We start from the raw sequence: 24,694 nt of genomic DNA, 5'->3' as shown, positions 1-24,694 counted from the left end.
AGTACTCGAAGGAATCGAAGCAGTCGAAGTGCTCGAAGCAGCCGAGAACAGTCCAGGACGACGCGGAGGCGGGCCCGGCCACTGCGACCGGACCCGCCTCTTCCACGCTCAGGGCCCTACAGCAGCCCGTCCCACATCTGCTCCAGCAGCACCGACCACCAGCTCTCCGGCGAACCCAGCGCCGCCGGGTCCAACGAGGCCAGCTGCGCCTGGAAGTCGACGGTCCAACGACCCGCCTGCTCCTGGTTCAGCCCGAACCGGAGCCGCCACATCCGCCCCAGCAGCGCCAGACACCGCTGGAACTCGGGCAGCCCCGTGTTCACGAACTGCGGCGGCACCGGCGCCCCGCCGGGCCCCGCCTCCACCGGCACGGCCACGATGTTCGCCGTCCCGTACTGCACACAGATCGCCCGGCCGAAGTCACTGCCCATCACCAGGTACGACCCCGCGTCCGAGGCCGGCTGCACCCCGCGCTCCTGCGCCAGCTCGGCCAGCGTCGGAACCGGCCGCCCCGGCTGGGCCTGCGCCCAGAAGAACGGGCCCATGTCCATCGGCAGCCCCGCCGCGACCAGCGAGTGCGCCACGACCGGCGGCACGCCCTGCCGGGACACCGCGGCCTGCTCGAACCGGAAGATCCCCGGCCCGAACGCCCCCGCCAGCTCCTGCGCCACGCCCTCCGGCGGAATCGGCGGCGCGGCCTGCACCGGCGGAATCGGGGCGCGCACCGGTCCCGGCCGCGCCGGTCCGTCCGCCACCTGGTGCAACTCGCCCTGATGCGCCAGCAACTGCTGCATCCCCTGCTGCCGGCTCGCGTGATCCGTGCCGTACGGCGCGATGCTCGCGATCCGCGCCTGCGGCCACTGCTCCCGGATCATCCGCGCACAGTACGCACCCGGCAGCTCACACGACTCCAACTCCGTGTGCAGCTCCAGCACCTGGTCCGGCGGGATGTTCATCCCCCGCAGCTCATGGAAGATCTGCCACTCCGGGTGCGGCGTACCCGGCGCCGAACGCCGGATCAGCTGCTGCTCCGAACCGTCCTGCGCGCGGTAGCGCAACACGGCCTGGTAGCCCGGACCGACGGTCGGCTGCCCCTGCTGCGGGTAGCCGTACGCCGGCGCCTGACCGGGACCGGGCTGCCCCGGCGGCGGCACGGCACCCGGCGGCATCCCACCAGGAGGCGGCATCGCACCGGGAGGCGGCATCGCACCGGGAGGCATCGCACCGGGCGCCATGGGCTGAGGGGCGCCCGCACCCGGCGCCATACCGGGGGCGCCAGGAACACCGGGCGCGCCGGGCATGCCGGGTGCACCCGGGGCTTGCGGCGGCGGAGGCGCGCCGGGGCCACCCACCGGGGGCGCGGCCAGCATCGTCTCCGCTTGGTGAACAGCGCCCCCCGCGCCCCCGGCAGAACCCTGCGCGCCGGGCGCGCCAGGCATGCCCGGGGCGCCAGGAGCGCCAGGAGGCTGCGGTGCGCCGGGGCCACCCTGGGCCGGCGCACCCGCATAACCGGGGGCGCCAGGAACTCCCGGAGCGCCGGGCGCGTGAGGTGCACCCGGGGCGCCCGGAGGAGTCTGAGCGCTGGGCGCACCAGGCATGCCAGGGGCGCCCGGCGACTGCGGCGCGCCCCCACCCGGGCCCATCCGCCCCGGGTCGGCCAGCATCGTGGCGGCATGGTGCATACCGCCCGGAGGCGTACCGCCGGGCGGGTTCGGCGCACCGGGAGGCTGAGGGGCGCCCGGCGGGGTCGGTGCGCCCGGTCCGGCAGCCGGCACGCCCTCAGGACCGTCCGGCCCGAGCGCGGACACCAGCTGCGTCGGCACATACCCACCGGCCGCCGCACCCGGCGTACCAGGCGCAGGCGGCGCACCCGGCGCAGGCGGGGGCGTACCCCCCGGACGCGCGCCAGGCGCCCCCGGAGCACCCGGCGGCGGAGGCGGCGTCCCAGCTCCATGCCCACGGCGCGGCGGAGGCGCGGCCTTGCTGGTCGCGGCGTCGGCGATGTCCCCGGCGTTCGGCGCGAGCGACCGCTCCGACGCCCCCGGACCACCGACCCCGCCAGGCGCACCCGGCGCGCCAGGAGGCTGAGGCGCCCCCGGCCCACCCCCGGGCCCCTGCGGATAGCCATAGGAAGGAGCACCCGGAACAGGCGGCGGCGTGCTCCCCTGCGGCCCACCCGGCACAGGCGCGTGCGGGGCGCCCGGAGGGGGCGTGCCCGGCACTCCCGCACCACCCACACCCCCCGCACCCTGCGGATACCCGTACGGCGCCCCACCCGGAGCCACCCCAGGTGCACCTGGCGGCACCGCACCACCCGGCGCATGCGCATCGTCGAGCGCCGGTGCGAGCGCCGTCGGCGGAAGCTGGCTGCCGCCCGAAATCAGCGCGGTCTTGGCCTCCGGCGGCGTCGCAGGCGGCGGAGTGTCATCGTCGCTACCGCTCAGCGGCGGCGCGAACACCGTCGCCGGCAACGGCACCGAACGGTCGTCGCCCGCATCGGCGTTGGTATCGGTCCCGGCCCACGGAGTCGCCCCGGCAGGCACACCCGGGGCCCCCGGCGCCGACCCCGACGAAGCCGCACCCGGCCCCCCGGCCCCGTTCCCCGACCCGACCGGCACACCGGCCTGCGTCTCAGGCAACGCACCAGGACCCGCACCCGCACCGAACCCAGCACCGCCACCGGCAGAACCACCGGCAGAGCCACCAGCCGCAGCCGCCCCACCACCGGCCCCGGCCCCACTCCCGGAACCCGAACCCGCCCCCCGCCGATCAGGAATCCCCAACTGATCCGCCGCCTCCTGCAACCACTCCGGCGGCGTCAAAAGGAACGACGTCTGATTCAGATCCACCCGAGCCGCAGGCGCCGAAGCCGCGGCCGCGTCCTCCGCGGCACGCCCGTACTCCTCCTCGTAGCGGCGGATCACCTCACCCACCGGCAGCGCCGGCCACAACGTGGCCTCCCCGCTGTCCCGGGCGAGCACCAACCGCTGGGCACCCCCGTCCGAACGCGGCCCGTCCGCACGGTCCTCCGCCCACACCACGAACCCGAGCTCGAACTCCCGCACCCGCACCTCACGATGCTGATACGAGGGAACGTCCCCGTTGATCCACTCTTCCGCGCGCTCCTGCGCCTGCGCGAACGTCACCATCGGTCAGCTCACTCCCCAGCCCCGGCAACGGCCCCGGCCACCGGCACGGACCGCGCGAAACCGCCGTCCACCATCAGGTTCGCCACTGTCTCCAACTCCGGCGGCGAACCCGCCAGTCGGGACAGGAACACATCGAAGTCATCACCGCACGGCAGCAACAGCCGCTCCACCCGGTCCGCGGGCGCCACCGAAGGATCGACGTCACGCGCGTCGTCGTAGGCGCAGAACCAGACCGAACCGACCCCCGCGCCCTTCACCTTCACGGCCAGCAGACCGCCCTGCACGAACCCGACACCCAGGTAGTCCTTGGTCAGATGGTCGCGCAGGCACTTGTTCACATACACGAGGTCGTTGACGGCCGCCTCGTCCCGCACCGTGAAGAACGGCTGGTCCACCAGCAGACCCAACTCCGGGTCCAGAGCCGTCCCCACCGGCGCACAACCACCCGCCGCCTTCAAGAAGGACCGATACGCCCCCGGCAACCGGTACCCGAGATCCTCCTCGACCCCCAGCACCTGCGACTCGGACACCGCCGTACCCGACTTCGGCAGACCGAAGTGCGCGGGCCGCGTCTCCTGCAACGGCCGCGTCCCCCGCTTCCCGTGGTCCACCGCCGCCGTGGCGATCCCGCCATGATGCCGCAGCAAAGCCTTCACCTCGACCGGAACCAGCTCAAGGCGCCGCGAACCCACCACGTGATGCCACGTCCAGCCGTGCGGCGTCGCCACCGCCGGAATCGTGTCCCACAGGTCATGGCCGGTCGCCGCGAGCGCCGCGTTCGCCGACACATAGTCCGTCAGCCGCAACTCATCGACACCGAAACCCTCCGGCGGATCAGCGATCTCGGCAGCCGCACGCGCATACGCCGAGAAGTCGGGATAGCCGTGCTCGTCCACCCGCACCCCCCTCGGGTGACGCGCAGCCCGGACCGGATCCGGGAAATGCACGACCTGCCCGGCATAGGCCGCGTTCGGCGGCGCGGCTTGCTGCCCGAGCCGACCTGTCGTCATGGCGGTTGCCCCCTGCGGCACTCTGTACGACCCACGGCGACCGGCCCCGGCCCCGGTCCACCCGGCTCCGACCCGCCACCCCAGCCCGTATTCGACTTCTCCGACGTTCTCCAGCGTGTGACCGCATACATGCGGGTGCCGACAGCCTATGCGGTACGACGACACCGGTCACCGGGCGCCGGTCAGCGGCCCTCCGCTTCCGTGACCAGCCGTCACCCCGTCGTGACAGCCCGCCCAAACACGGGCGTGTCGCACCGCCCCAGCTTCCGCACCAGCCACGGCATTTGGCACTCTGTGTGATCCGGGGGGATGCTCGGAGGGGATGATGATCATGAATACGACGCAGACGGGGCCGCACCCAGGACCGCGACCAGCCGCAACCGGCGACCCGCGCACCGGCCTGTCCGGCGACCCCCGCATCGGCTGGAGCAGCGCCGAAGCCGCCCACGCCCCCGTCCTGCGCCACCGCCGCGACGGCATACTCCCCACCGTCGCCGCCGCCCTCTCCGTCCGCGGCGCCACCCTCACCGGCACCGCCGCCCGCGGCGACCAGGTCCCACCCCTGCACCCACTCGTCCAGGACTTCCTCGACACCCTCACATCAACCCAGCGGGACCGCTTCACCGGCCGCTGCGCCGAGACGATCCTCATCTCCCGCCACCTCGCCGCCGCCGACGCCGCCCGCACCAAACGCGCCGCCCGCAAACCCATGACCAACGGCGAGGCCCGCAAAGCCCTCAAGCAGGCCAAACTCACCGCCCGCCGCATCCGCGAGGACGGCGACCCCCTCCACGGCAGCTTCGCCACGCCCTGCCGCGCCTGCACCGCCCTCAGCGCCCACTTCGGCGTACGCATCGTCGACCCGGCCGCGGACGACTAACCCCCCACACCTACCGAAGAACCGCTACACGTCCATGACCTCGACGATCGAAGGGCAGATGCACCCCGACCGCACCAGCAGCACCCGCTTCCCCGTACCCGTCGACGCCGCCCTGCGCGCCGCCGGCTGGCAACCCGGACGCTGGGACATCAAACAAGCGGAGATCTGGGCCGACGCCCTACGCGCCCACGCCTCACCCGCGGGCCACCGCCACACCGTCTTCCCCGCCGCGGTCGAAGCCTGGGCCGAATTCGGCGGCCTCCACATCACCCCCACCGGCCCCGGCCGCCAGGTCGCCCCCGCCCACCTCCACCTCGACCCCCTGCACGGCCTCCACCTCGCCCGCACCCTCGGCGACCTCGGCCGCGCCCTCGACACCGAGATCTGCCCCCTCGGCGCCGAGACCGACACCGCCGCCCTCCTCGCCATCGACGCCGAAGGCCGCACCTACGCCCTCGACCACACCGGCGACTGGTACCTCGGCCCCGACATCGACCACGCCCTCGCCGCACTCGTCGCAGGCATAGAACCCGTACGACTCACAGCAGGCTGAAACACCCCGAGCGACAGCGCTACGCCGCCGGAATCACCGCCGACACCCGAAAACCCCCCGCATCCGTCGGCCCGGACACGAACACCCCGCCCAGCGCGACGACCCGCTCCTTCATCCCCACGAGCCCGTTCCCCCCGGACGGCAACCGCGCCGACGACGCCACCGACACCTCCGGCGGCGGCTCGTTCTCCACCTGCATCGCGATCTCGGACCCCCGATGCGCGAGCCGTACGTGCGTCTTCGCACCGGCCGCATGCTTGTGGACGTTGGTCAACGCCTCCTGGACGACCCGATACGCGGTCTGCTCGACCTCCCCCGCATACGGCCGCACATCCCCGTCCACGGTCAGATCCACGACCATCCCCGCGGCCGCCGACTGCCCGATCAACTCCTCCAACTCGGACAGACAAGGCCCGTCGGACTCCTCAACGGCCCGCGAAGCCGCAGCCGCGGCAGCGACCCCCACAGCGGCCAACGGCACGGCCACCTGCCGCACCCCACCGCCGTCCCCGCTCCGCAACACCCCGAGCATCTCGCGCAACTCGGTCAGCGCCTGCCGCCCCATGTCCCCCACCAACGCGGCATTCTTGACGGCCTTCTCAGGATCCTTCCGAGCAACGGCCTGCAACGCCGCCGCATGCACCACCATCAGACTCACCCGATGCGCGACGACGTCATGCATCTCCCGAGCGATCCGGGTCCGCTCCTCATTACGCGCCCACTGCGCCCGCTCCTCGGCCCGCTCGGCAAGCAACTGAAGCTCCCGCTCCAAGCTGTCGGCCCGCTCCCGCAAACTCTCCATGAGCCGCCGCCGAGCCCCGACATACAGCCCGAGCAGCAGAGGCGGAGCGGTGAGCCCAATGGAAATGGCGATCGCCGCGAACGGCACCGACCAACTCCCGAGATCGCTCTCCCCCGTCTCCATGCTCTGCCGCACCCGCACGAACATCACGATCAGCATGCCGACGAACGACATCCCGGCCAGCGACCCGATGATCCGCCGAGGCAGCTCGGACGCGGCAAGGGTGTAAAGCCCGACGATGCCCATCAGGTAGCCCATCTGGGCAGGCGTGATCGCGATCGACACCAGCACCACCGCGATCGGCCACTTCCGCCGCACCAGCAGCGCGGCCCCCGCGAACGCCCCGAACACCACCCCCGCCGCGGTCGGGATCCCCGCATCCCCCGCGAAGTCGATCCCCTCACGCGCGCACTCCAGCACGGACACGAACGCGAGGCCGACGTCCAACAGTGCGGTACGCCACCTGGCCCACCACCACGGCCCCGTCCGGGCCGCGGCGTGGTCTTCCCCCGTCGTGGTCATGCCTCCAGCCTACGGGCGGCGGGTGCGGCTTTTCCGGTGAGTTTCCGGGACTGGCCTACACCACCTGCCATGACCGGCCAGAAGCGAAACCACCCGATTTCCCTCGAACTGCTGAACCAGCCCCTGTTCGACCCCGGAAGCGATTATTCCGCCCGGACGGTATGCCCATGGCACGTTCACATGACAAATACGCCGACTTCGAGAGGCTGCGGGAACAGGCGGTGGCCTTACGACGGGCAGGACTCAGCCGACGCCAGATCCGCGACCACCTGCACGTCCACAACAACGACATCCTCAACCGCCTCCTGGAGGGCGAGCCCCCTCCGGAATGGACGAGGCGCCCAAACGCGAAGGACGACCTGAGGGACAGGGCGAGGGAGCTACGGCTCCAGGGCTGGACCTATGACCAGATCCAGGTGGAGCTGGGGTGCTCGAAGAGTTCGATCTCGTTGTGGGTTCGGGATCTGCCGAAGCCGGAGCGGCGTGACCCCGCGGAGCAGGCCAGGCTGGCCGGTCGGAAACGCTGGGAGCACGAACTGGCCGTACGGGACGAGCAGCGCCGGCAAACCAAGGCAGCCGCAACCGCAGAAATCGGCGACCTGTCCGACCGGGATCTGTTCATTGCCGGCGTCGCCCTCTATTGGGCCGAGGGCGGCAAGGACAAGCCGTACGCCCGCCGGGAAAGCGTCACCTTCGTCAACAGCGACCCTGGAATGATCAAGGTCTTCCATGCCTGGCTCGACCTTCTCGGCGTTGAGCGTGAGCGCCTGCGGTACTCCGTGATGATCCATGAGACCGCGGACGTGCCTGCCGCCGAAGAGTATTGGGCCGAACTCGTCGACGCCGACCGCTCCGCCTTCTACAAGACAACGCTGAAGAAACACAACCCGAAGACGGTACGGAAAAACATCGGTGACTCCTATCGCGGCTGCCTGGCCGTCAGAGTCCTGAAGGGCGCCGACTTGTACCGTCGCATCGAAGGCTGGTGGTACGGCATAGTAGGGGCTGCGCGCCGCACCGATCTAGAGAATCGGACATAGCGGACGAACCATCCCGGGTCGTCTAAAGGCAGGACAAATGGTTTTGGTCCATTGAATGAGGGTTCGATTCCTTCCCCGGGAGCCAACTGAACGTGGGCCCTGACAGCACAGTCAGGGCCCACACTCATGTCCCCCAAGAAACGCCCCGGTATCCTGCGGATGTCACCCCACCCCCTCCACAGCCGAAGGGCATCCCGTGAGCGCCAACCGCCCGGCAGCCGTCGTCGTTCTCGCAGCGGGTGAGGGCACCCGTATGAAGTCGGCCACCCCCAAGGTTCTGCACGAACTCTGTGGCCGCAGCCTCGTGGGCCATGTGCTGGCCGCATCCCGTGAGTTGGACCCCGAGAACCTGGTCGTCGTCGTGGGTCACGCGCGCGAGAAGGTCACCGCGCACCTCAACGACATCGACCCGGCCGTACGGACCGCCGTACAGGCGGAGCAGAACGGCACCGGGCACGCCGTACGGATGGCGCTCGAAGAGCTTGGTGGGGTCGTCGACGGGACCGTCGTGGTCGTCTGCGGGGACACTCCCCTTCTCACCGGTGAGACCCTCCTCGCCCTCGCGACCACCCACTCCACCGACGGCAACGCCGTCACCGTCCTCACCGCAGAGGTCCCGGACGCGACCGGCTACGGGCGGATCGTGCGCGACAGCGCCTCGGGTGCCGTCACCGCGATCGTGGAGCACAAGGACGCCTCCGACTCGCAGCGGGCGATCCGTGAGATCAACTCCGGGGTGTTCGCGTTCGACGGGCAGTTGCTCGCCGATGCGCTCGGGAAGGTCAGGACCGACAACAGTCAGGGCGAGGAGTACCTCACCGATGTTCTCGGGATCCTCCGGGAAGCCGGGCACCGCGTGGGCGCCTCCGTCGCCGTCGATCACCGTGAGATCGCCGGCATCAACAACCGCGTCCAGCTGAGCGAGGCCCGCCGGATTCTCAACGACCGGCTGCTGACGCAGGCCATGCTGGCCGGCGTGACCGTCATCGACCCGGCGACGACCTGGGTCGATGTCAGCGTCACCTTCGATCAGGACGCGGTCGTCCACCCGAACACCCTGCTGCACGGCACCACCCACATCGGCTCCACCGCCGAGGTCGGTCCCAACAGCCGTCTGAAGGACACCCACGTCGGCGCCGGTGCCCGTGTCGACAACACCGTGTCGGACGGGGCGCACATCGGGCCGGAGGCGACCGTGGGGCCGTACGCCTATCTTCGGCCCGGTACCCGTCTCGGTGCCAAGGGCAAGATCGGGACGTACGTGGAGACGAAGAACGCCGCCATCGGGGAGGGGACGAAGGTGCCTCACCTCTCTTACGTCGGTGACGCGACCATCGGTGAGTACAGCAACATCGGTGCCGCGAGCGTGTTCGTGAACTACGACGGGCAGGACAAGCATCACACCACCGTCGGGTCGCACTGCCGGACGGGTTCGGACAACATGTTTGTGGCGCCTGTCACGGTCGGGGACGGTGCGTACACGGCCGCAGGGTCGGTGATCACGAAGGATGTGCCGCCCGGTTCGCTCGCTGTGGCCCGTGGTCAGCAGCGGAATATCGAGGGTTGGGTGGCTCGTAAGCGTCCGGGAAGCGCGGCGGCGAAGGCGGCCGAGGCGGCGTCCCGGGAGCCGGGCAGCGATAGCTGACCGGAAACAGGTGCGTCAAACACGGCGTACCGTGATAAGTGCACACCCGCACCTACCAGCTGAGACGGCCCCGTCGCGCCCAGCGGCGAGGTCTCTCGACACCCAGCTGAGACACCTCTGAGGAGACAGTGCTGTGACCGGGATCAAGACGACCGGCGAGAAGAAGATGATGTTCTTCTCCGGCCGCGCCCACCCCGAGCTTGCCGAGGAGGTCGCCCAGCAGCTGGGTGTCGGGGTTGTCCCGACGAAGGCCTTCGACTTCGCCAACGGCGAGATCTATGTGCGGTATCAGGAGTCGGCACGTGGTGCGGACTGCTTCGTGATCCAGAGCCACACGGCTCCGATCAACCAGTGGATCATGGAGCAGTTGATCATGATCGACGCGCTGAAGCGGGCGTCGGCCCGCTCCATCACGGTGATCGTGCCGTTCTACGGGTACGCGCGGCAGGACAAGAAGCACCGTGGGCGTGAGCCGATCTCGGCGCGTCTGATCGCGGATCTGATGAAGACCGCGGGTGCCGACCGCCTGCTCACCGTCGATCTGCACACCGATCAGATCCAGGGCTTCTTCGACGGCCCGGTCGACCATCTCTTCGCTCTTCCGCTGCTCGCGGACTATGTGGGCCGGAAGATCGACCGGGACAAGCTCACGGTCGTGTCGCCGGACGCCGGACGCGTCCGGGTGGCCGACCGTTGGTGCGACCGTCTGGGTGCGCCGCTGGCGATCGTGCACAAGCGGCGTGACAAGGACGTGGCGAACCAGGTGACCGTCCATGAGGTCGTGGGTGAGGTCAAGGGTCGCGTGTGCGTCCTCGTCGACGACATGATCGACACCGGTGGCACGATCTGCGCCGCGGCCGACGCGCTGTTCGCGCACGGTGCCGAGGATGTCATCGTCACGGCGACGCACGGTGTGCTCTCGGGGCCCGCCGCGGACCGGCTGAAGAACTCCCGGGTGGGCGAGTTCGTGTTCACGAACACGCTGCCGACGCCGGGTGAGCTGGGTCGTGACCTGGACAAGATCACGGTGCTGTCGATCGCGCCGACGATCGCGAGTGCGGTGCGTGAGGTGTTCGAGGACGGTTCGGTGACGAGCCTGTTCGACGAGCAGTAGGCCTGCCGCTCACCGGCAGAACGCTTCTGCATGATCGATTTTTCTGCGGCCTTCCTCGCCGAGTAGACTGCCCCAGTTGCTCGGCGAGGGAGGCCGTCCTCATGACGAGGTACGGCTGTCCGTTATCGACGCGCTCTTCGTAGCAGGCCGTTCGTGGCCGGGTGACCTTGTCCGCTCTCACCCATACGAGGAGTGATCCACATGTCCGAGATCAAGATCTCCGCCGAGACCCGCAGCGAGTTCGGCAAGGGCGCTGCCCGCCGCATCCGTCGTGACGCCAAGGTTCCCGGTGTGCTGTACGGCCACGGTTCGGACCCGCTGCACCTGACGCTTCCGGGCCACGAGCTGCTGCTCGCCCTGCGTACCCCGAACGTCCTGCTCTCCGTGGACATCGACGGCAAGAGCAACGAGCTGGCGATCCCGAAGTCGGTCCAGCGTGACCCGATCAAGGGCTTCCTGGAGCACGTCGACCTTCAGCTGGTCAAGCGCGGCGAGACCGTCACGGTCGAGATCCCGGTTCACACCGAGGGCGAGCTGGCCGCCGGTGGCAACCTGCTGGAGCACGTGCTGAACGCGCTTCCGGTCGAGGCCGAGGCCACGCACATCCCCGAGTCCGTCACGGTCTCCGTGGAGGGCCTGGAGGCCGGTGCCTCCATCCTCGCCAAGGACATCACGCTCCCCAAGGGCACCACCCTGGCCGTCGACGGCGACGCTGTCGTTCTCCAGGTCCTGGCCGCGCAGGCCGAGGAGGCCGCCGAGGGCGAGGCCGAGGGCGACGAGGCCGCCGAGGCCTGAGCCTGAGGCTCGGCAGGAGCTCTGCGGGAGCTCTGCGAGAATTCGTCAGCCGCTGCTTCCGTACGGGAGTGGCGGCTGGCGCGTATCGAGGAGACATGGACGTGACGACCCCCGCCAACGACCCCTGGCTGATCGTCGGCCTCGGCAATCCCGGGCCGGAGTACGCGGCCAACCGCCACAATGTCGGTTTCATGGTGGCCGATCTGCTGGCCGAGCGGATCGGGGGGAGGTTCAAGCGGGCCGGGAAGGCGCAGGCTCAGGTCGTGGAGGGGCGGATCGGGCCGCCGGGGCCGTTCAACCTCCGGGTGATCCTCGCCAAGCCGATGTCGTTCATGAATCTGTCCGGTGGGCCGGTGAACGCGCTGAAGGACTTCTACAAGGTGCCCGTCGCGAACATCGTGGCGGTCCATGACGAGCTGGACATCGACTACGGCGTCCTGCGGCTGAAGCTGGGCGGCGGGGACAACGGGCACAACGGGCTGAAGTCGATGACGAAGGCGTTCGGCGCCGAGTATCACCGGGTGCGGTTCGGGATCGGGCGGCCTCCGGGTCGGATGCAGGTCGCGGACTTCGTGCTGAAGGACTTCTCCTCGGCCGAGCGCAAGGAGCTCGGCTACTTCGTGGACCGGGCGGCGGATGCCGTGGAGAGTCTGGTGATCGAGGGGTTGGAGCGGGCGCAAAGCACGTACAACTCCTGACTTGTCCGGGCGCGGAGGCGGCGCCGGGCCAGCCGAAGTTGACGGGCTGTCCGGCCATGGCCAATGATCCCCGCCATGCCTGCCACCGCCGCAAAGTCCCGTCAGGCCTCCCGCCAGGCCTCGGTCGCCGCCCTCCGTTTCGGGCGGCTCGCGGCGATGGGCGCGGTCGCGGCGCTGATCCTGATCGCCGGGGTGTGGGCGTCGTGGGGCACCGCGCAGCACGTGATGCTGACGAAGGGCCGGGAGAGCGGCACGATCGAGGTGACGCGGTGCGGGGAGGACACCTGCTCCGGGCCGTACACGCCGATCTCCGAGGGGTCCAAGGCGCGTGCGGTGGTCGTCATCGAGAGGACGGTCGCCGTGCGCAAGGGCGAGACGTACACGGTGGTCGTGAAGCCCAGCAGTGATGACGTCGTACGGTCCGGTCCGGCGGGGATTCTCTATGCCTGGGTTCCGCTCGGTGGTGCGCTGCTGCTGGCGTCGGTCGTGGTGGCGGGCGGGTTGGGGCGCACGCGGGGCGCGTGGGTGATGGCGGGGGCGGGAATCGCGCTGCTCACCGCCGCTTTCGTGACCATCTGACGGCTTTCGGGGTTCTCCACAGCTGTGGAGGACGTGAGTGTTGTCTGTTCGTGATTGACCTTGGGTCAGTCGTGGCTGGATGCTGAGCCGCCCCCTCCACATCTTCCCTGTCACGTCTCGAAGATGGACTGCCCATGCGTACCCTCAGCCGCGCCGGCGCTTTGTCCGCCGTCGCCCTGGCCGCCCTGCTCGCGGCCCCTTCCGCCTATGCCACCGCTCCCGGTGACAACGGCACGGTGAAGATCCATGACGCCACGACCGGCGAGGAGCTTCACCGCAACGAGCCGCACGTGTGCACCTTCTACCTGGACGCGTTCGGTTTCGACTCCGTCCAGGAGGTCGACTGGCACATCGAGGCCTGGGCCCCGACGGCCGACGTCAAGGGTGAGACGGTCAAGTCCGGTGAGATCACCCTCGACGCCGAGGGTCACGGCCGGACCGAGGACCTGTCGCTGCCCGACGGCCACTACAAGCTGTTCTGGAACTTCGAGGGCGAGAAGGGCGCCGCGAAGCACAAGGTCTTCTGGACCGACTGCGAGGACAGCGACGACGGCGGCAAGCCCGGTGAGACGCCGTCGTCGTCCGCGTCCGCCTCTCCGTCGGCTTCCGCGTCCGAGTCGGCGCCCGCCGGTGAGTCCGCGGAGCCCTCTTCCTCCCCGTCCGCCCAGGGCGGCGGCAGCGGCGACAGCGAGGGCGGTGACCTCGCGGAGACCGGCAACGGTGCCCCGGTGGGCCTGCTGAGCGGCGCTGCCGCCGCGCTGGTGGCCGCTGGCGGCTACCTGGTGTTCCGCCGCCGTAAGGCATAGGCATAGGCATAGGCGCAAGCGAGGCGTCAGCACGGAGTACGACGGTGCCCCCGAGGTCGGACCTCGGGGGCACCGTCGTGTCGTGCGGGGGTGTCAGCCGGTGTTGCGCAGGCCCGCCGCGACTCCGTTGACGGTGAGGAGCAGGGCGCGGGCCAGGGTCGGGTCGGCTTCCTCGCCGGCGGCGGCGGCGTCGCGCTGGCGCTTGAGGAGGGCGACCTGGAGGTAGGAGATGGGGTCGAGGTAGGCGTCGCGGATGGTGAAGGTCTGCTTCAGGACGGGCTGGGCGGCAAGGAGTTCGCTCTCGCCGGTGACGCGCAGGACCTCGGCGACGGTGAGCGCGTGTTCGGCCTCGATGCGGGCGAAGACGTGCTGGAGCTCGGCCGGGACGAGGGTGTCGACGTAGTGGCGGGCGATGCGCAGGTCGGTCTTGGCGAGGGTCATCTCGACGTTGGAGATGAAGTTGCGGAAGAAGTGCCACTGCTCGTGCATCTCGTCGAGCACCGTGTCGAGGCCGGCCTCGCGCAGGGCCTTCAGTCCGCTGCCGACGCCGAACCAGCCGGGAACGATCTGGCGGGACTGGGTCCAGCCGAACACCCACGGGATGGCGCGCAGTCCGTCGAGGGAGACGCCCGAGCCGGGGCGGCGGGAGGGCCGCGAGCCGAGGTGCAGGTCGGCGAGCTGGTCCACGGGGGTCGATGCGACGAAGTACGTCGGCAGGTCGGGGTCCTCGACCAGCTGGCGGTAGGCGGCGTGCGCCGCGTCCGACACGACGTCCATCGCGGCGTCCCAGCGGGCGAGGGACTCGTCGGACTGGCGGGGGGCGGTGTGCAGGGCGGAGGCCTGGAGTGTCGCCGCGACCGTGAGCTCCAGGTTCTCCCTCGCGAGTGAGGGGACCAGGTACTTGTCGGAGATGACCTCGCCCTGCTCGGTCACCTTGATCTCGCCCTCCAGGGTGCCCCAGGGCTGGGCGAGGATCGCGTCGTGCGAGGGGCCGCCGCCGCGGCCGACGGTGCCGCCGCGGCCGTGGAAGAGCCGGAGCCGGACGCCGTAGCGGTGGGCGACGTCACGCAGGCGGCGCTGTGCCCGGTGGATCTCCCACTGGGAGGTGGTGATGCCGCCGAACTTCGACGAGTCGGAGTAGCCGAGCATGACCTCCTGGACGTCCCCGTTCAGCGCGACCAGGCGCCGGTAGGAGGGGTCGGAGAGCATGTCCTCCAGGATCGTGTCGGCGGCCTTGAGCTCGTCCGTGGTCTCCAGCAGCGGCACGATGCCGATCTTGGCCCAGCCGGCGTGCAGGTCGATGAGGCCTGCTTCGCGGGCGAGGACGGTGGCGGCGAAGACGTCGTCGGCGCCCTGGCACATGGAGATGATGTACGACTCGATGACCTCGGGGCCGAAGACGTCGAGGGCGCGCTTGACGGTGTGGAAGACGCCGAGGGTCTTCTCGCCGGCCGCGTCCAGGGGTGCCGGGGTGGGTGCCAGGGGCCTGCGGGACCTGAGTTCCTTGGCGAGGAGCTTGCCGCGGTAGTCGCGGGGCATGTCGGCGTAGCGCCAGGACTCCTCGCCGAGCCGGTCGAAGAGCTGGCCGAGGGCGTGGTGGTGGGCGTCGGCGTGTTCGCGGACGTCCATGGTGGCGAGCTGGAGGCCGAAGGCGGCGAGCGTACGGATCGTACGGTTCATGCGGCCCTCGGCGAACAGGCCGCCGCGGTGTTCACGCAGGGAGGTCTGGATGAGGGTGAGGTCGTTCAGCAGTTCGCTGGTGCCGAGGTAGTCGCGGCCGGGCTCGTGCGGGGTGTTCCTGGCGAGCCGCTGCTTGGTGTTCTCGAGCTTCTGGCGGATCGCGGTGGCCTTGAGCCGGTAGGGCTCCTCGGCGTTGAGGCGCTTGTAGCGGGGGCTGATCTCGGGGAGGCGCTCCAGGTCGGCCTGGAGCGAGGTCAGCAGTTCCTCGGTGGCGCCGGTGTAGCGGATGGAGTTGGAGAGGAAGCCGCGCAGTTCGTCGATGAGGTCGAGGGCGTCGTTGATGCCGTGCTCGTGCTGGAGGATCAGGACGTCCCAGGTGACCTGGGGGGTGACGTTGGGGTTGCCGTCGCGGTCGCCGCCGATCCAGGTGCCGAACGTCAGGGGCCTGGTCTCTTCGGGCAGGGTGACGCCGACGCGCTCCAGCTCCGCGGTGAGGTCCTCCAGGACGTCGCCGACGGCTCCGGCGTGCAGTTCGTCGAGGTAGTAGATGGCGTTGCGGGACTCGTCGGTGACCTCGGGGCGTACGACGCGCAGCTCGTCGGTCTGCCACACCAGGTCGATGTTCTCGGCCAGGCGGGTGTCGTAGCGGCGGCGGTCGGTCTCCAGGACCGGGGTCTCCAGGAGTTCGGCGATGCGCCGGAGCTTGTTCAGCACCGAGCGGCGGGCGGCTTCCGTCGGGTGGGCGGTGAAGACGGGGCGCACGTTGAGGTTCTGCACGGTGGCGCGCAGGTGCTCGGGGTCGGCGTCCTTGAGCCGGTCGGCCGTTCGGGCGAGGAGTCCGCCCTCGGCGGCGCGCTTGGCGCGCAGTTCGCGGCCTCGGTGCACCTGTTCGGTGACGTTGGCCAGGTGGAAGTAGGTGGAGAAGGCGCGCACCAGCTTGGCGGCGGTCTCCAGTTCCGTGCCTCGCAGCAGCTCGGCGGCGGCTTCACCGTCCTCGCGGGTGAGGCGGCGGACCTTCTCGACGAGCTCCAGCAGCTCCGGGCCCTCCTGGCGGACGAGGGTCTCGCCGAGGAGGTCACCGAGTCGCCTGATGTCGGCGCGCAGCTCGGCGGAGGTGGTCTCCTGAGAAACGGTCTGGTCGTCGGCACTGCTCACAGGTGCGGCTCCTTGCAGTGTTGAAGCTCGTCCGGGAGGGAACCCGGATGTCGGTCGCACGGCGGCTGCCGCATACGGGCCGGTCATCCGGGAAGAAATGAGAGCGGACCGCGCTGTCCGAACGACTCCAGGATAGGTGGCGGTCGGGACGCGCAGACTCTCGGGCTCTTGCCGTCGGGCGACGCGCTGCCATACTTACGTCGCCGTAGGTTACGGAACCGTAGGGACGTCCCGCTCGACTCCCGCGCGGTTACCGGTACCACGATTCTTCTCCAACCCTCGAACCCCACAGGGGACGCCCCATGACCACAAGGTCCGATGTGATCGAAGACGCCCCGAAGGCGAACGACGGCTCATCCGTGCCCTCCGCCACACTCGGCGGGGAGCAGAAGCGCGGGATCGAACAGATCACGCTGCTGCTCTTCATCATCGTTCCGTTCCTCGCGCTGCTGGCGGCGGTGCCGCTGGCGTGGGGATGGGGGGTGAGCTGGCTGGACCTCGGCCTGATGGTCTTCTTCTACTACCTCGGCTGCCACGGCATCACGATCGGTTTCCACCGCTACTTCACGCACGGTTCGTTCAAGGCCAAGCGTCCTTTGCGGATCGCGCTGGCGATCGCGGGGTCGATGGCGGTCGAGGGCCCGCTGGTGCGGTGGGTGGCCGACCACCGCAAGCATCACAAGTTCTCCGACGCGGAGGGTGACCCGCACTCTCCGTGGCGGTTCGGGGAGACGGTTCCGGCGCTGATGAAGGGCCTGTGGTGGGCGCACATCGGCTGGATGTTCGACGAGGAGCAGACGCCGCAGGAGAAGTACGCGCCGGATCTGATCAAGGACCCGGCGATCCGTTCGATCTCCCGGCACTTCATCTACTGGACGATGCTCTCCCTGGCGCTGCCGGCCGTGATCGGCGGTCTGGTGACGATGTCCTGGTGGGGCGCGTTCACCGGCTTCTTCTGGGGCTCCCTGGTCCGGGTCTGTCTGCTGCACCACGTCACCTGGTCGATCAACTCGATCTGTCACGCGGTGGGCAAGCGGCCGTTCAAGTCGCGGGACCGTTCGGGCAACGTGTGGTGGCTGGCGGTGCTGTCGTGCGGTGAGTCCTGGCACAACCTGCACCACGCCGACCCGACGTCGGCGCGGCACGGTGTGATGCGCGGCCAGGTGGACTCCTCGGCGCGGCTGATCCGCTGGTTCGAGATGGCGGGCTGGGCGTACGACGTGCGCTGGCCGTCACGCTCGCGTATCGATTCGCGCCGCATCAGCGGTGAAGACGGCTCCCGGCGCCGGAAGGACAGCGTCGAGGCGGCATGATTGACGGCGTGGCGACCGACTCGAGCAGCACCGAGAGCAATGAGAAGCCCCGGCGCGCGCGTCGCACCCGGATGACGGGTGCCCAGCGCCGGGAACAGCTGCTGGAGATCGGTCGTGCCCTCTTCGCCGCCAAGGGCTTCGATGCCACGTCGGTGGAGGAGATCGCGGCGAAGGCCGGGGTGTCCAAGCCGGTGGTGTACGAGCACTTCGGCGGCAAGGAGGGGCTGTACGCGGTGGTGGTGGACCGCGAGATGCGGCGGCTGCTCGACATGGTGACGAGTTCGCTGACCGCGGGTCACCCTCGCGAGCTGCTCGAACAGGCGGCGTTCGCGCTCCTGGACTTCATCGAGGAGTACACGGACGGCTTCCGCATCCTGGTCCGTGACTCGCCCATCCCGCAGTCGACGGGTTCCTTCGCCTCGCTGATCTCGGACATCGCGACCCAGGTGGAGGACATCCTGGGCCGCGAGTTCAAGAGCCGCGGCTTCGACCCCAAGCTGGCCCCGCTGTACGCGCAGGCGCTGGTCGGCATGGTCGCGCTGACCGGCCAGTGGTGGCTGGACGTCCGCCGTCCGAAGAAGGCGGAGGTCGCGGCGCACCTGGTGAACCTGGCCTGGCACGGCCTGGACGGCCTGGAGGCGAAGCCGCACCTGATAGGGCGCCGCAAGAGCTGAGCCCGGTGGTGCCGACCCCGTCCTCAGGGCTCGCAGGCGCCCTTTTCCTCAGTGCTTGAAGACGTCAGTGCTTGAAGACGTCAGTGCTTGAAGATGTCCTTCTCCTTCTCCTTCGCCTGGCGTGCGTCGCCCTTCATCTGTTCGGCGCGTCCCTTGGTGGTCATCTGCTCATTGCCGACCGCGCGGCCCATGGCCTCCTTGGCCTTGCCCTTGGCCTGTTCCTTCTTGGCCTTGGCCTTCTGGTCCTTCGCCACGTCACTCACTCCCGACTGCGTTGGTTCCCGGCTGCCGGGTGAACCGTGGCCCGGCAGCTCAAACGCCCGGCTCCAAAAACTCCAGGCGGTTGCCGACGGGGTCGTACGAGTAGAAGCGGCGGTGTCCTGGCAGGTCGGTGTCCCAGGTGACGGTGGCGCCGCGGGCCTCCAGGCGGGCGGCGTACATGTCGATGTCGGTGACGCGCAGCCCCGGGTGGGCTTTGATCGCGGGCCGGAAGGCGGCCTCGACACCGAGGTGGAGCTGGACGATCCCGGCCTGGAACCAGCAGCCGCCGCGGGCCGCGAGCGCGGTCGGTTTGGGGATCTCGGTCATGCCGAGGACGCCGGCGTAGTAGGCGCGCAGCCGGTCCTCGGAGCCGGGCGGGGCGGCGAGCTGGATGTGGTCGACGGCGGTGATCATCTTTACGCCCCTTCCTTGCGGGCGACCGCGAAGATGCGGCGGAAGGGGAACGGCGTGCCGTGCGGCCTGGTCGGATAGGCCTCGCGCAGGGCGGTGCGATAGGCGGTCAGGAACTTCTCGCGGGCCGCGGGGTCGTCGGCGAGGGCGGTGAGGACGGGCCGCAGTCCTGTGCCCTTCACCCAGTCCAGCACCGGGTCCTCGCCGGTGAGGAGATGGATGTACGTCGTCTCCCAGACGTCGGCGGTGCAGCCGAGGGCGGTGAGGTGTTCCAGGTAGGCCTCGGGGGTGTGGACGGCGTCGTCGTGGCGCAGGGCGACGGGGAGGCCGAGGGAGTGGGCGAGTTCGCGCATCAGGCGGTGGCTGGGGGCGTCGAAGTTGCCGGGCACCTGGAAGGCGAGGGTGCCGCCGGGTGCGAGGGCGCCGATCCAGTCCGCGAAGCACTCCACGTGCCCGGGGACCCACTGGAGCGTGGCGTTGCTGATGATGAGGTCGTAGGACCCCGTGGGCGCCCAGGTCCGTACGTCGGCGGGGGAGAAGTCGAGGCTGCCGCCGCCCGGGGTGGGGCCGGCGTGCTCGGCCCGGGCCTTGTCGAGCATCTCGGGCGAGTTGTCGTAGCCGGTGATGCGGGCGGTGGGCCAGCGGTCGGCGAGGAGGGCGGTGACGTTGCCGGGGCCGCAGCCGAGGTCGGCGATACGGGCCGGGTCGGCCGGCAGGCCGGGTACGCGGGCGAGGAGGTCGAGGAAGGGGCGGGCGCGGTGGTCGGCGTGGCGCAGGTACTGGGCGGGGTCCCAAGTCGTCATGAGATCCACTGTCCTCCGCGAAGTCTCTCGACGTCAAGAGACTCGACATCAAGAGACTTCACATCGACACAACCACTACACTGATCGTCATGGAGGACGAGGTCGATCGGCTGGTCGCTGCGTGGCGCCGGGAGCGCCCGGACCTCGACGTGGAACCGCTCGAGGTGCTCAGCCGGGTGAGCAGACTGGCCCGGCACCTGGATCGCGCACGCCGTCTCGCCTTCTCCGAGCACAGCCTGGAGCCCTGGGAGTTCGACGTCCTGACCGCGCTCAGGCGCGCGGGCACGCCGTACCAGCTCTCCCCCGGACAGCTGCTGACGCAGACCCTGGTCACCTCGGGCACCATGACGAACCGCATCGACCGGCTGACGAAGAAGGGCCTGGTGGAGCGTCTGCCGGACCCCTCGGACCGGCGTGGCGTCCTGGTCCGGCTGACGGACGAGGGCCGGGACCGCGCGGACCAGGCCCTGGCCGGCCTCCTCGACCAGGAGCGGGCGATCCTCGCGGAGCTCTCCCGGGCCCAGCGGGGCGAACTGGCGGGGCTGCTGCGCCAGTTGACCGCCCCCTTCGACAACATCCCCGGCTGAGCGCCCACCTGGCTCAGGCCGTGTGGGTCTCCTCCGCCCGGATACGCCCGGCCGGCTCCAGGTCCACCGGCCCGACCCCGGCCCGGCGGGCCAGTGCGACGGCCGCGAGCGTGGAGTGCACGCCCAGCTTGCCGAGGACGTTCTGCATATGGGTGCGCACGGTGTGCGGGGAGAGGAACAGCCGCTCGGCGACCGCCTTTCTGCCGAGCCCGGCGACCATGCACCGCAGCACTTCCCGCTCCCGCGGCGTGAGCGACTCCACCAGCCGCTCGCTCTCGGTGCGGTGCTTGCGCGCGGCGGTCAGCTCCCGCAGCACCCCGGTGAGCAGGGCGGGCGGCAGATGGGTCTCCTCGCGCAGGACCCCTCGTATGACGGTCAGCAGGCGGGACAAGGAACAGTCCTTGGCCACCCAGCCGGACGCACCGGCCTGAAGGGCGAGCGCGGCGCGCCGCGGATCGTCCTTCTCGGCGAGTACGACGATCCGGACGCCGGGCTGTGCGGTACGCACCCCGACCACCAGTGAGATGCCGTCGACGAGCCCGTCCTCGCCCGCCTCCTGGACGGGCACGGCGGGCCGGATGCCCTGGACGTTGCCGCCCAGGTCGGCGTCGACGAGCAGCACATCGAACCGCCGCCCCTCGGCCGCCGCGCGCTCCAGACTGCGCAGCGCGGCGGGACCGCTGCCGGCCGCGGAGACGTCGACGTCGGGCTCGGCCGCCAGTGCGGCGGCGAGCGACTCGGCGAAGATGCGATGGTCGTCGACGACCAGGACTCGGATGCGAACCACGAAACCCCCTTCCCCAAGCTCTTGAAGAGCAGGGGATACCCCATCGTCGGGAGACGGAAGACCAGGCGCAGGTACGACGCCCGAAGCGCGATGGCGCTGCGCACGGCCGCCGCCGTGCACCAACTGCTACCCCCACTTCGGGTGCCGTACCCGACTGTCTCGCCCCCTGATCAGCACCGGCCCCCACCGGTGCTGTTCATCAGGGTACGGCCGGGGGGCAGGAGCGGAAGGCAATTTGCAGAACTGGCTGTCCAGCGCGTTTATGGTGAGCCGCATGTTTCGTATGGAGACAGAAGTCGACAAAGACCGGCGCGATCTGCTGCGAATCCGGCTGCGGGACACCAACACCGCGGCCTCGCCCGTCCTGCGCGCCCTGCGCGGCACCCCGGACGAACGGGAACTTCCGCTCCACGTCTGGGTGCTGGACGGGGCGGGGAACCTCGCCGGCGGCCTGGTCGGCCACACCTGGACGACCTGGCTCCACGTCACCTACCTGTGGGTCGACGAACGCCACCGCGGCGCGAGCCTGGGTTCGCGGTTGCTCACGGAGGCGGAGCGGATCGCGCGCGACGAACGGGGGTGCGCGATGTCCCGGGTGGAGACCTGGGACTTCCAGGCGCCGGAGTTCTACCGGAAGCGGGGCTACGACGTGGTGTGCGTGATCCCGGACTATCCACCGGGCATCACGGAGTTCACGCTGACGAAGCGGCTCGGTTAGTCGAGCGGGACCTGCTCCACCACCGTCTCCTTGAAGCGCCACGAACCCCGGTTGCCCGCCGCCTCCGTGCGCAGGCCTGTCTCCCAGGCGATGCGGGCGGCTCGTCGGTGGGTGAGGGCGGGGTAGTCCTCGGGGTGGAGTTTGATGTAGCCGCGGCGGTCGGCGGGGTAGGTGCGCAGGGCCTCGCGGAGCTTCTCCTCCTGTGCCGCCTGTGCTCCCGTGTCCACGTCCTGCTCCTTCCGTGCGCCTTTCCACGTCATCCAGCCGACCGCGCCCAGCGCGGCGAGGGCGAGGGCGGCCGCGCCGAGGATCTCGGCGGTGGCGTTCGCCTGGCCGGGGGTCTCGGGGGCCAGTTCCGCGTCGGGGTCCTCGATGACCGTCAGGGTCTGGCCCACGTCGTACGCGTCGGAGGTCGTCGTCAGGGGCGGGCCCGGGACGCGGGTGCCGTCCTCGCGGCGGAGCGTGTAGTGGGAGTCGCGTCCCGTGCGGCCCTCGGCCGGGTCGCGCCACTCCTTCAACACCGTGGCCGTGACCTTCTCGCCGCGCCGCTGGAGGGTGAGGTCGTCGCGGGCCAGGCCCATGACGTACACGGCCGAAGCCGAGGTGAGGACGACGAACAGGGCGGCGTACACGCTGGACTCCTTCGCGCCCAGCTTGCGGATCAGCAGGGCCAGGACGACCGCGTGGGCGATCCACAGGGGGATCTGGAGGGCGGAGACGTCCAGGAAGTACATGCCGGCGATCACCGCGAGCACGTATGCGCTGATTCCGGTCGCCAGGAGCACCGGCGTCCGGTGCGTGACCTCGTCGCTCATGCCCGTTCCTCCGAGATCGACTTCACTATGCCGCTCAGTACGTCGACGTACCGCGCCCAGTGCGCCACGTCCTGCGTGGTGAACACGAACAGGACCGCCCCGGGGCCCGTCTTCAGCGGCACCCAGAACTCGGCCTGGCGGACCGTCGCCGGAACCGGGTCGGGCAGGCCGAAGAGCGCGCCGGGGACGGCGAGGTGCTGTTCGCGGATGCAGAGGGCCGAGATGCCGTAGGGCAGCATGACGAGGCCGACCTCGGCGTCCGGGTGCAGCGCGCGCCACTGGGCGGCGGTGCGGCGGGCGGCGGCCTGGCGGTCCTGGAACTCGGGGCCGGTCTGGGGGTGTTCGACGAGGACGCAGAGCATGGCCTGGGAGGGTTCGTCGCCGGGCATGCGCAGCAGGCAGCTCGACACATGTGCGGCGCCGGCCGAGATCATCGTCGTCAGGACGTGTTCGCCGGAGACGACGAGGCTGAACTTCTGCTCGGGGGTCGCGTCGGCGAAGAGCGCGTCGACCGCGTCCGCCATGCGCAGCATGCGCGCCTCCGGGTCCTCGGCGAGGTCGAACTCGACGAAACCCGGCGGGAGTTCGAACCAGAGGTCGGCCACGTCCACGTCGGTCATCAGTCCGTCAGCTCCCATGCGCCCAGGCCGATCGCGCTGCCCACGGCCACGAGTCCGCCGAACTTCCCGCCGCCCGTGCCCATGGTGATGTTGCCGACGCCGGTGCCCCAGGTGGCGGCGTCGTAGCGGCCGGTGCTGGTGGCATAGGCGTTGAGGGCGGTGGGGGCGGTCCAGGCGAGGGTGGCGGCGGCCTGGACGCCCTCGGTGGCGGTGAGGGCGGCGCCGCGCGACACCCCGAGGCGGGTGGCCACGGCCATCACCGGGCGGTCGATCATCTTGGCGACCGGGTCGGCGGCCTTCATGACGTCCTTCGCGGTCACGGCGGCCGTCTTGATGCCGACGCGGGTGCCCGCGACGAAGCCCTCGGCGGCCCGGCCCGCCTTGAACCCGGCCGTCAGGCCCGACTTCGCGGCGCCCACGCCCGGAATCATGCCGAGGGCGTCGCCGCCGAGGGTGAGCCAGTTGCCGATGTGGTCGCCGGTGGGCGGGAAGAGGCCGCTCATGCCGTACGACGCGGCGTGCGCGAACAGGGCGAGCGCGCTCAGGCCGATGGCGAGCGGGGCGAGGGCGGGGCAGAAGATCGCGATCACGCCGACGACGGAGGCGGCGACGGTGATCCAGTCCGCGTGGGCCTTGAGCCAGTCACCGACGTCCGCGAGCAACTCGCCCACCTGACCCGGCAGATCGGCCAGGGCTTTGCCCAGGTCGGCGATGGCGTCGCCGAGGCGGTCCCAGATGCCGGGCTCGTCGGGGGCGATGTCCATGGCGGTCCTGAGGCGCTCGGCGATGTCCTTGCCGTAGGCGTGGTAGTGCTCGGACATGCGGTGGGCCTGGCGGCGCAGGTCGTCGAGTTCGGCCTGGCGGGCGTGGACGGCCCGGTCGGCGTCGTGAGCCTGGTGGTCGTCGGCGTCCTTCACCTTCTTGGCCTGGGCGTGCGCGCTGTCCACCCGCCCGGCGGCCTCGGCGGCGCGGGCCTCCAGGCGGCGGGCGGCGGCCTGCTGGTGGGCCATGTGGGCCGCCCAGTCCTCCAGGGCGCCGGCCGCGCCCGCGAAGGAGTCGCGGGCGTCGTCGACGCGGGGGCGGAACTCGTCGTCGAACTTCTCCCGGAAGGCCTCCGCCGCCTGGCCCTTCCAGTCGCCGGCGCCGGTGCCGTGCAGCACCTGGGAGATCTCGGCGAGGGCCTTCGCCGTACGGCGGACCGTCTTCGCCACCTCGTCGGCGGCCTCGTGGTCGCCGGGGCAGGGCACGAAGCCGAGCGCCGGGAATTCGTCCGCCAC

Annotated in this window: 24 protein-coding genes and 1 tRNA gene; 14 read left to right on the top strand and 11 right to left on the bottom strand. The window is 70.5% G+C overall.

All coding sequences use genetic code 11. From position 1 onward, the window contains the following. Nucleotides 1-116: 116 nt before the first annotated feature. Nucleotides 117-3,149, bottom strand: a complete 3,033-nt coding sequence (locus OG866_RS25785; protein ID WP_329338210.1) for an SUKH-4 family immunity protein — start codon at nucleotides 3,147-3,149, stop codon at nucleotides 117-119. 8 nt (nucleotides 3,150-3,157) lie between these two features. After that, on the bottom strand, nucleotides 3,158-4,159 hold the full coding sequence (locus OG866_RS25780) for an SMI1/KNR4 family protein (RefSeq protein ID WP_329338208.1): 1,002 nt from the start codon (nucleotides 4,157-4,159) through the stop codon (nucleotides 3,158-3,160). Between the two features lie 322 nt (nucleotides 4,160-4,481). Here OG866_RS25780 and OG866_RS25775 point away from each other — a divergent pair, with 322 nt between their 5' ends. Together OG866_RS25775 and OG866_RS25770 are read left to right on the top strand one after the other, a co-directional pair. Further along, nucleotides 4,482-5,039, top strand: a complete 558-nt coding sequence (locus OG866_RS25775; RefSeq protein ID WP_329338206.1) for a YwqJ-related putative deaminase — start codon at nucleotides 4,482-4,484, stop codon at nucleotides 5,037-5,039. Between the two features lie 58 nt (nucleotides 5,040-5,097). Beyond that, nucleotides 5,098-5,592, top strand: coding sequence for an SUKH-3 domain-containing protein (locus tag OG866_RS25770; RefSeq protein WP_329344297.1), 495 nt, complete (start codon nucleotides 5,098-5,100; stop codon nucleotides 5,590-5,592). Between the two features lie 19 nt (nucleotides 5,593-5,611). On the opposite strand, the gene OG866_RS25765 is transcribed toward OG866_RS25770, so the two are convergent. Then, nucleotides 5,612-6,916 carry a sensor histidine kinase gene (locus OG866_RS25765; protein ID WP_329338204.1) on the bottom strand — a complete coding sequence of 435 codons (1,305 nt, stop codon included), beginning with the start codon at nucleotides 6,914-6,916 and terminating at the stop codon, nucleotides 5,612-5,614. Between the two features lie 167 nt (nucleotides 6,917-7,083). Here OG866_RS25765 and OG866_RS25760 point away from each other — a divergent pair, with 167 nt between their 5' ends. The 8 genes from OG866_RS25760 to OG866_RS25725 all read left to right on the top strand — a co-directional run bounded on the left by OG866_RS25760 (nucleotide 7,084) and on the right by OG866_RS25725 (nucleotide 13,593). Continuing rightward, nucleotides 7,084-7,956 (top strand): hypothetical protein, encoded by an 873-nt coding sequence (locus tag OG866_RS25760; protein WP_329338202.1) that lies wholly within the window; start codon nucleotides 7,084-7,086, stop codon nucleotides 7,954-7,956. Nucleotides 7,957-7,967: 11 nt separating this feature from the next. Further along, a tRNA-Gln gene (locus tag OG866_RS25755) sits at nucleotides 7,968-8,041 on the top strand. A gap of 111 nt (nucleotides 8,042-8,152) precedes the next feature. After that, on the top strand, nucleotides 8,153-9,601 hold the full coding sequence (gene glmU / locus OG866_RS25750) for a bifunctional UDP-N-acetylglucosamine diphosphorylase/glucosamine-1-phosphate N-acetyltransferase GlmU (protein WP_329338200.1): 1,449 nt from the start codon (nucleotides 8,153-8,155) through the stop codon (nucleotides 9,599-9,601). Nucleotides 9,602-9,734: 133 nt separating this feature from the next. Beyond that, complete coding sequence (locus OG866_RS25745; RefSeq protein ID WP_329338198.1) at nucleotides 9,735-10,715, top strand: ribose-phosphate diphosphokinase; 981 nt, start codon at nucleotides 9,735-9,737, stop codon at nucleotides 10,713-10,715. 201 nt (nucleotides 10,716-10,916) lie between these two features. Continuing rightward, nucleotides 10,917-11,510: a 50S ribosomal protein L25/general stress protein Ctc gene (locus OG866_RS25740; protein ID WP_329338196.1), complete on the top strand. Its 594-nt coding sequence runs from the start codon at nucleotides 10,917-10,919 to the stop codon at nucleotides 11,508-11,510. Nucleotides 11,511-11,605: 95 nt separating this feature from the next. Beyond that, nucleotides 11,606-12,208, top strand: coding sequence for an aminoacyl-tRNA hydrolase (gene pth, locus OG866_RS25735; RefSeq protein ID WP_329338195.1), 603 nt, complete (start codon nucleotides 11,606-11,608; stop codon nucleotides 12,206-12,208). Nucleotides 12,209-12,271: 63 nt separating this feature from the next. After that, complete coding sequence (locus OG866_RS25730) at nucleotides 12,272-12,787, top strand: hypothetical protein (RefSeq protein WP_329338192.1); 516 nt, start codon at nucleotides 12,272-12,274, stop codon at nucleotides 12,785-12,787. A 134-nt stretch (nucleotides 12,788-12,921) separates the two neighbouring features. Next, nucleotides 12,922-13,593 carry an LPXTG cell wall anchor domain-containing protein gene (locus tag OG866_RS25725; RefSeq protein WP_329338191.1) on the top strand — a complete coding sequence of 224 codons (672 nt, stop codon included), beginning with the start codon at nucleotides 12,922-12,924 and terminating at the stop codon, nucleotides 13,591-13,593. 93 nt (nucleotides 13,594-13,686) lie between these two features. On the opposite strand, the gene ppc is transcribed toward OG866_RS25725, so the two are convergent. Then, complete coding sequence (gene ppc / locus OG866_RS25720) at nucleotides 13,687-16,428, bottom strand: phosphoenolpyruvate carboxylase (RefSeq protein WP_329338189.1); 2,742 nt, start codon at nucleotides 16,426-16,428, stop codon at nucleotides 13,687-13,689. A gap of 302 nt (nucleotides 16,429-16,730) precedes the next feature. Here ppc and OG866_RS25715 point away from each other — a divergent pair, with 302 nt between their 5' ends. Next, nucleotides 16,731-17,741 (top strand): acyl-CoA desaturase, encoded by a 1,011-nt coding sequence (locus OG866_RS25715; RefSeq protein WP_329338187.1) that lies wholly within the window; start codon nucleotides 16,731-16,733, stop codon nucleotides 17,739-17,741. Further along, the gene (locus tag OG866_RS25710; protein WP_329338185.1) at nucleotides 17,738-18,415 is read left to right on the top strand and encodes a TetR/AcrR family transcriptional regulator; all 678 of its coding nucleotides are present in this window, start codon (nucleotides 17,738-17,740) and stop codon (nucleotides 18,413-18,415) included. Before OG866_RS25715 ends, OG866_RS25710 begins: the two co-directional genes overlap by 4 nt. A gap of 80 nt (nucleotides 18,416-18,495) precedes the next feature. Here the strand turns inward: OG866_RS25710 and OG866_RS25705 are convergent, their stop codons facing one another. From OG866_RS25705 to OG866_RS25695, 3 genes are read right to left on the bottom strand one after another with little or no spacing between them, the layout of a single operon-like run. Then, nucleotides 18,496-18,669, bottom strand: coding sequence for a CsbD family protein (locus tag OG866_RS25705; protein WP_329338183.1), 174 nt, complete (start codon nucleotides 18,667-18,669; stop codon nucleotides 18,496-18,498). Between the two features lie 58 nt (nucleotides 18,670-18,727). Beyond that, on the bottom strand, nucleotides 18,728-19,090 hold the full coding sequence (locus tag OG866_RS25700) for a VOC family protein (RefSeq protein ID WP_329338181.1): 363 nt from the start codon (nucleotides 19,088-19,090) through the stop codon (nucleotides 18,728-18,730). A 2-nt stretch (nucleotides 19,091-19,092) separates the two neighbouring features. Beyond that, nucleotides 19,093-19,890, bottom strand: coding sequence for a trans-aconitate 2-methyltransferase (locus tag OG866_RS25695; RefSeq protein WP_329338180.1), 798 nt, complete (start codon nucleotides 19,888-19,890; stop codon nucleotides 19,093-19,095). A gap of 89 nt (nucleotides 19,891-19,979) precedes the next feature. Between OG866_RS25695 and tamR the strand changes: the two genes are divergently transcribed. Further along, complete coding sequence (gene tamR, locus OG866_RS25690) at nucleotides 19,980-20,477, top strand: MarR family transcriptional regulator TamR (RefSeq protein WP_126903729.1); 498 nt, start codon at nucleotides 19,980-19,982, stop codon at nucleotides 20,475-20,477. A gap of 13 nt (nucleotides 20,478-20,490) precedes the next feature. Here tamR and OG866_RS25685 read toward each other — a convergent pair whose 3' ends face one another. After that, nucleotides 20,491-21,264 carry a response regulator transcription factor gene (locus OG866_RS25685; RefSeq protein ID WP_329338177.1) on the bottom strand — a complete coding sequence of 258 codons (774 nt, stop codon included), beginning with the start codon at nucleotides 21,262-21,264 and terminating at the stop codon, nucleotides 20,491-20,493. A gap of 262 nt (nucleotides 21,265-21,526) precedes the next feature. On the opposite strand from OG866_RS25685, the gene OG866_RS25680 reads away from it, so the two are divergent. Beyond that, nucleotides 21,527-21,982 (top strand): GNAT family N-acetyltransferase, encoded by a 456-nt coding sequence (locus OG866_RS25680; RefSeq protein ID WP_329344296.1) that lies wholly within the window; start codon nucleotides 21,527-21,529, stop codon nucleotides 21,980-21,982. Here the strand turns inward: OG866_RS25680 and OG866_RS25675 are convergent. The 3 genes from OG866_RS25675 to OG866_RS25665 are packed head-to-tail and all read right to left on the bottom strand — an operon-like array spanning nucleotide 21,979 to nucleotide 24,694. Continuing rightward, complete coding sequence (locus OG866_RS25675; protein ID WP_329338176.1) at nucleotides 21,979-22,797, bottom strand: hypothetical protein; 819 nt, start codon at nucleotides 22,795-22,797, stop codon at nucleotides 21,979-21,981. The genes OG866_RS25680 and OG866_RS25675 overlap by 4 nt on opposite strands. Beyond that, the gene (locus OG866_RS25670; protein ID WP_329338175.1) at nucleotides 22,794-23,417 is read right to left on the bottom strand and encodes a hypothetical protein; all 624 of its coding nucleotides are present in this window, start codon (nucleotides 23,415-23,417) and stop codon (nucleotides 22,794-22,796) included. Before OG866_RS25670 ends, OG866_RS25675 begins: the two co-directional genes overlap by 4 nt. Further along, entirely contained in the window at nucleotides 23,417-24,694 is a 1,278-nt protein-coding gene (locus OG866_RS25665; protein WP_329338174.1) for a putative T7SS-secreted protein, read from the bottom strand. Before OG866_RS25665 ends, OG866_RS25670 begins: the two co-directional genes overlap by 1 nt.

The sequence above is a fragment of the Streptomyces sp. NBC_00663 genome (genome assembly GCF_036226885.1).
Classification (GTDB): Bacteria; Actinomycetota; Actinomycetes; order Streptomycetales; family Streptomycetaceae; genus Streptomyces.
This window is presented reverse-complemented; position numbering and strand designations above follow the sequence as displayed.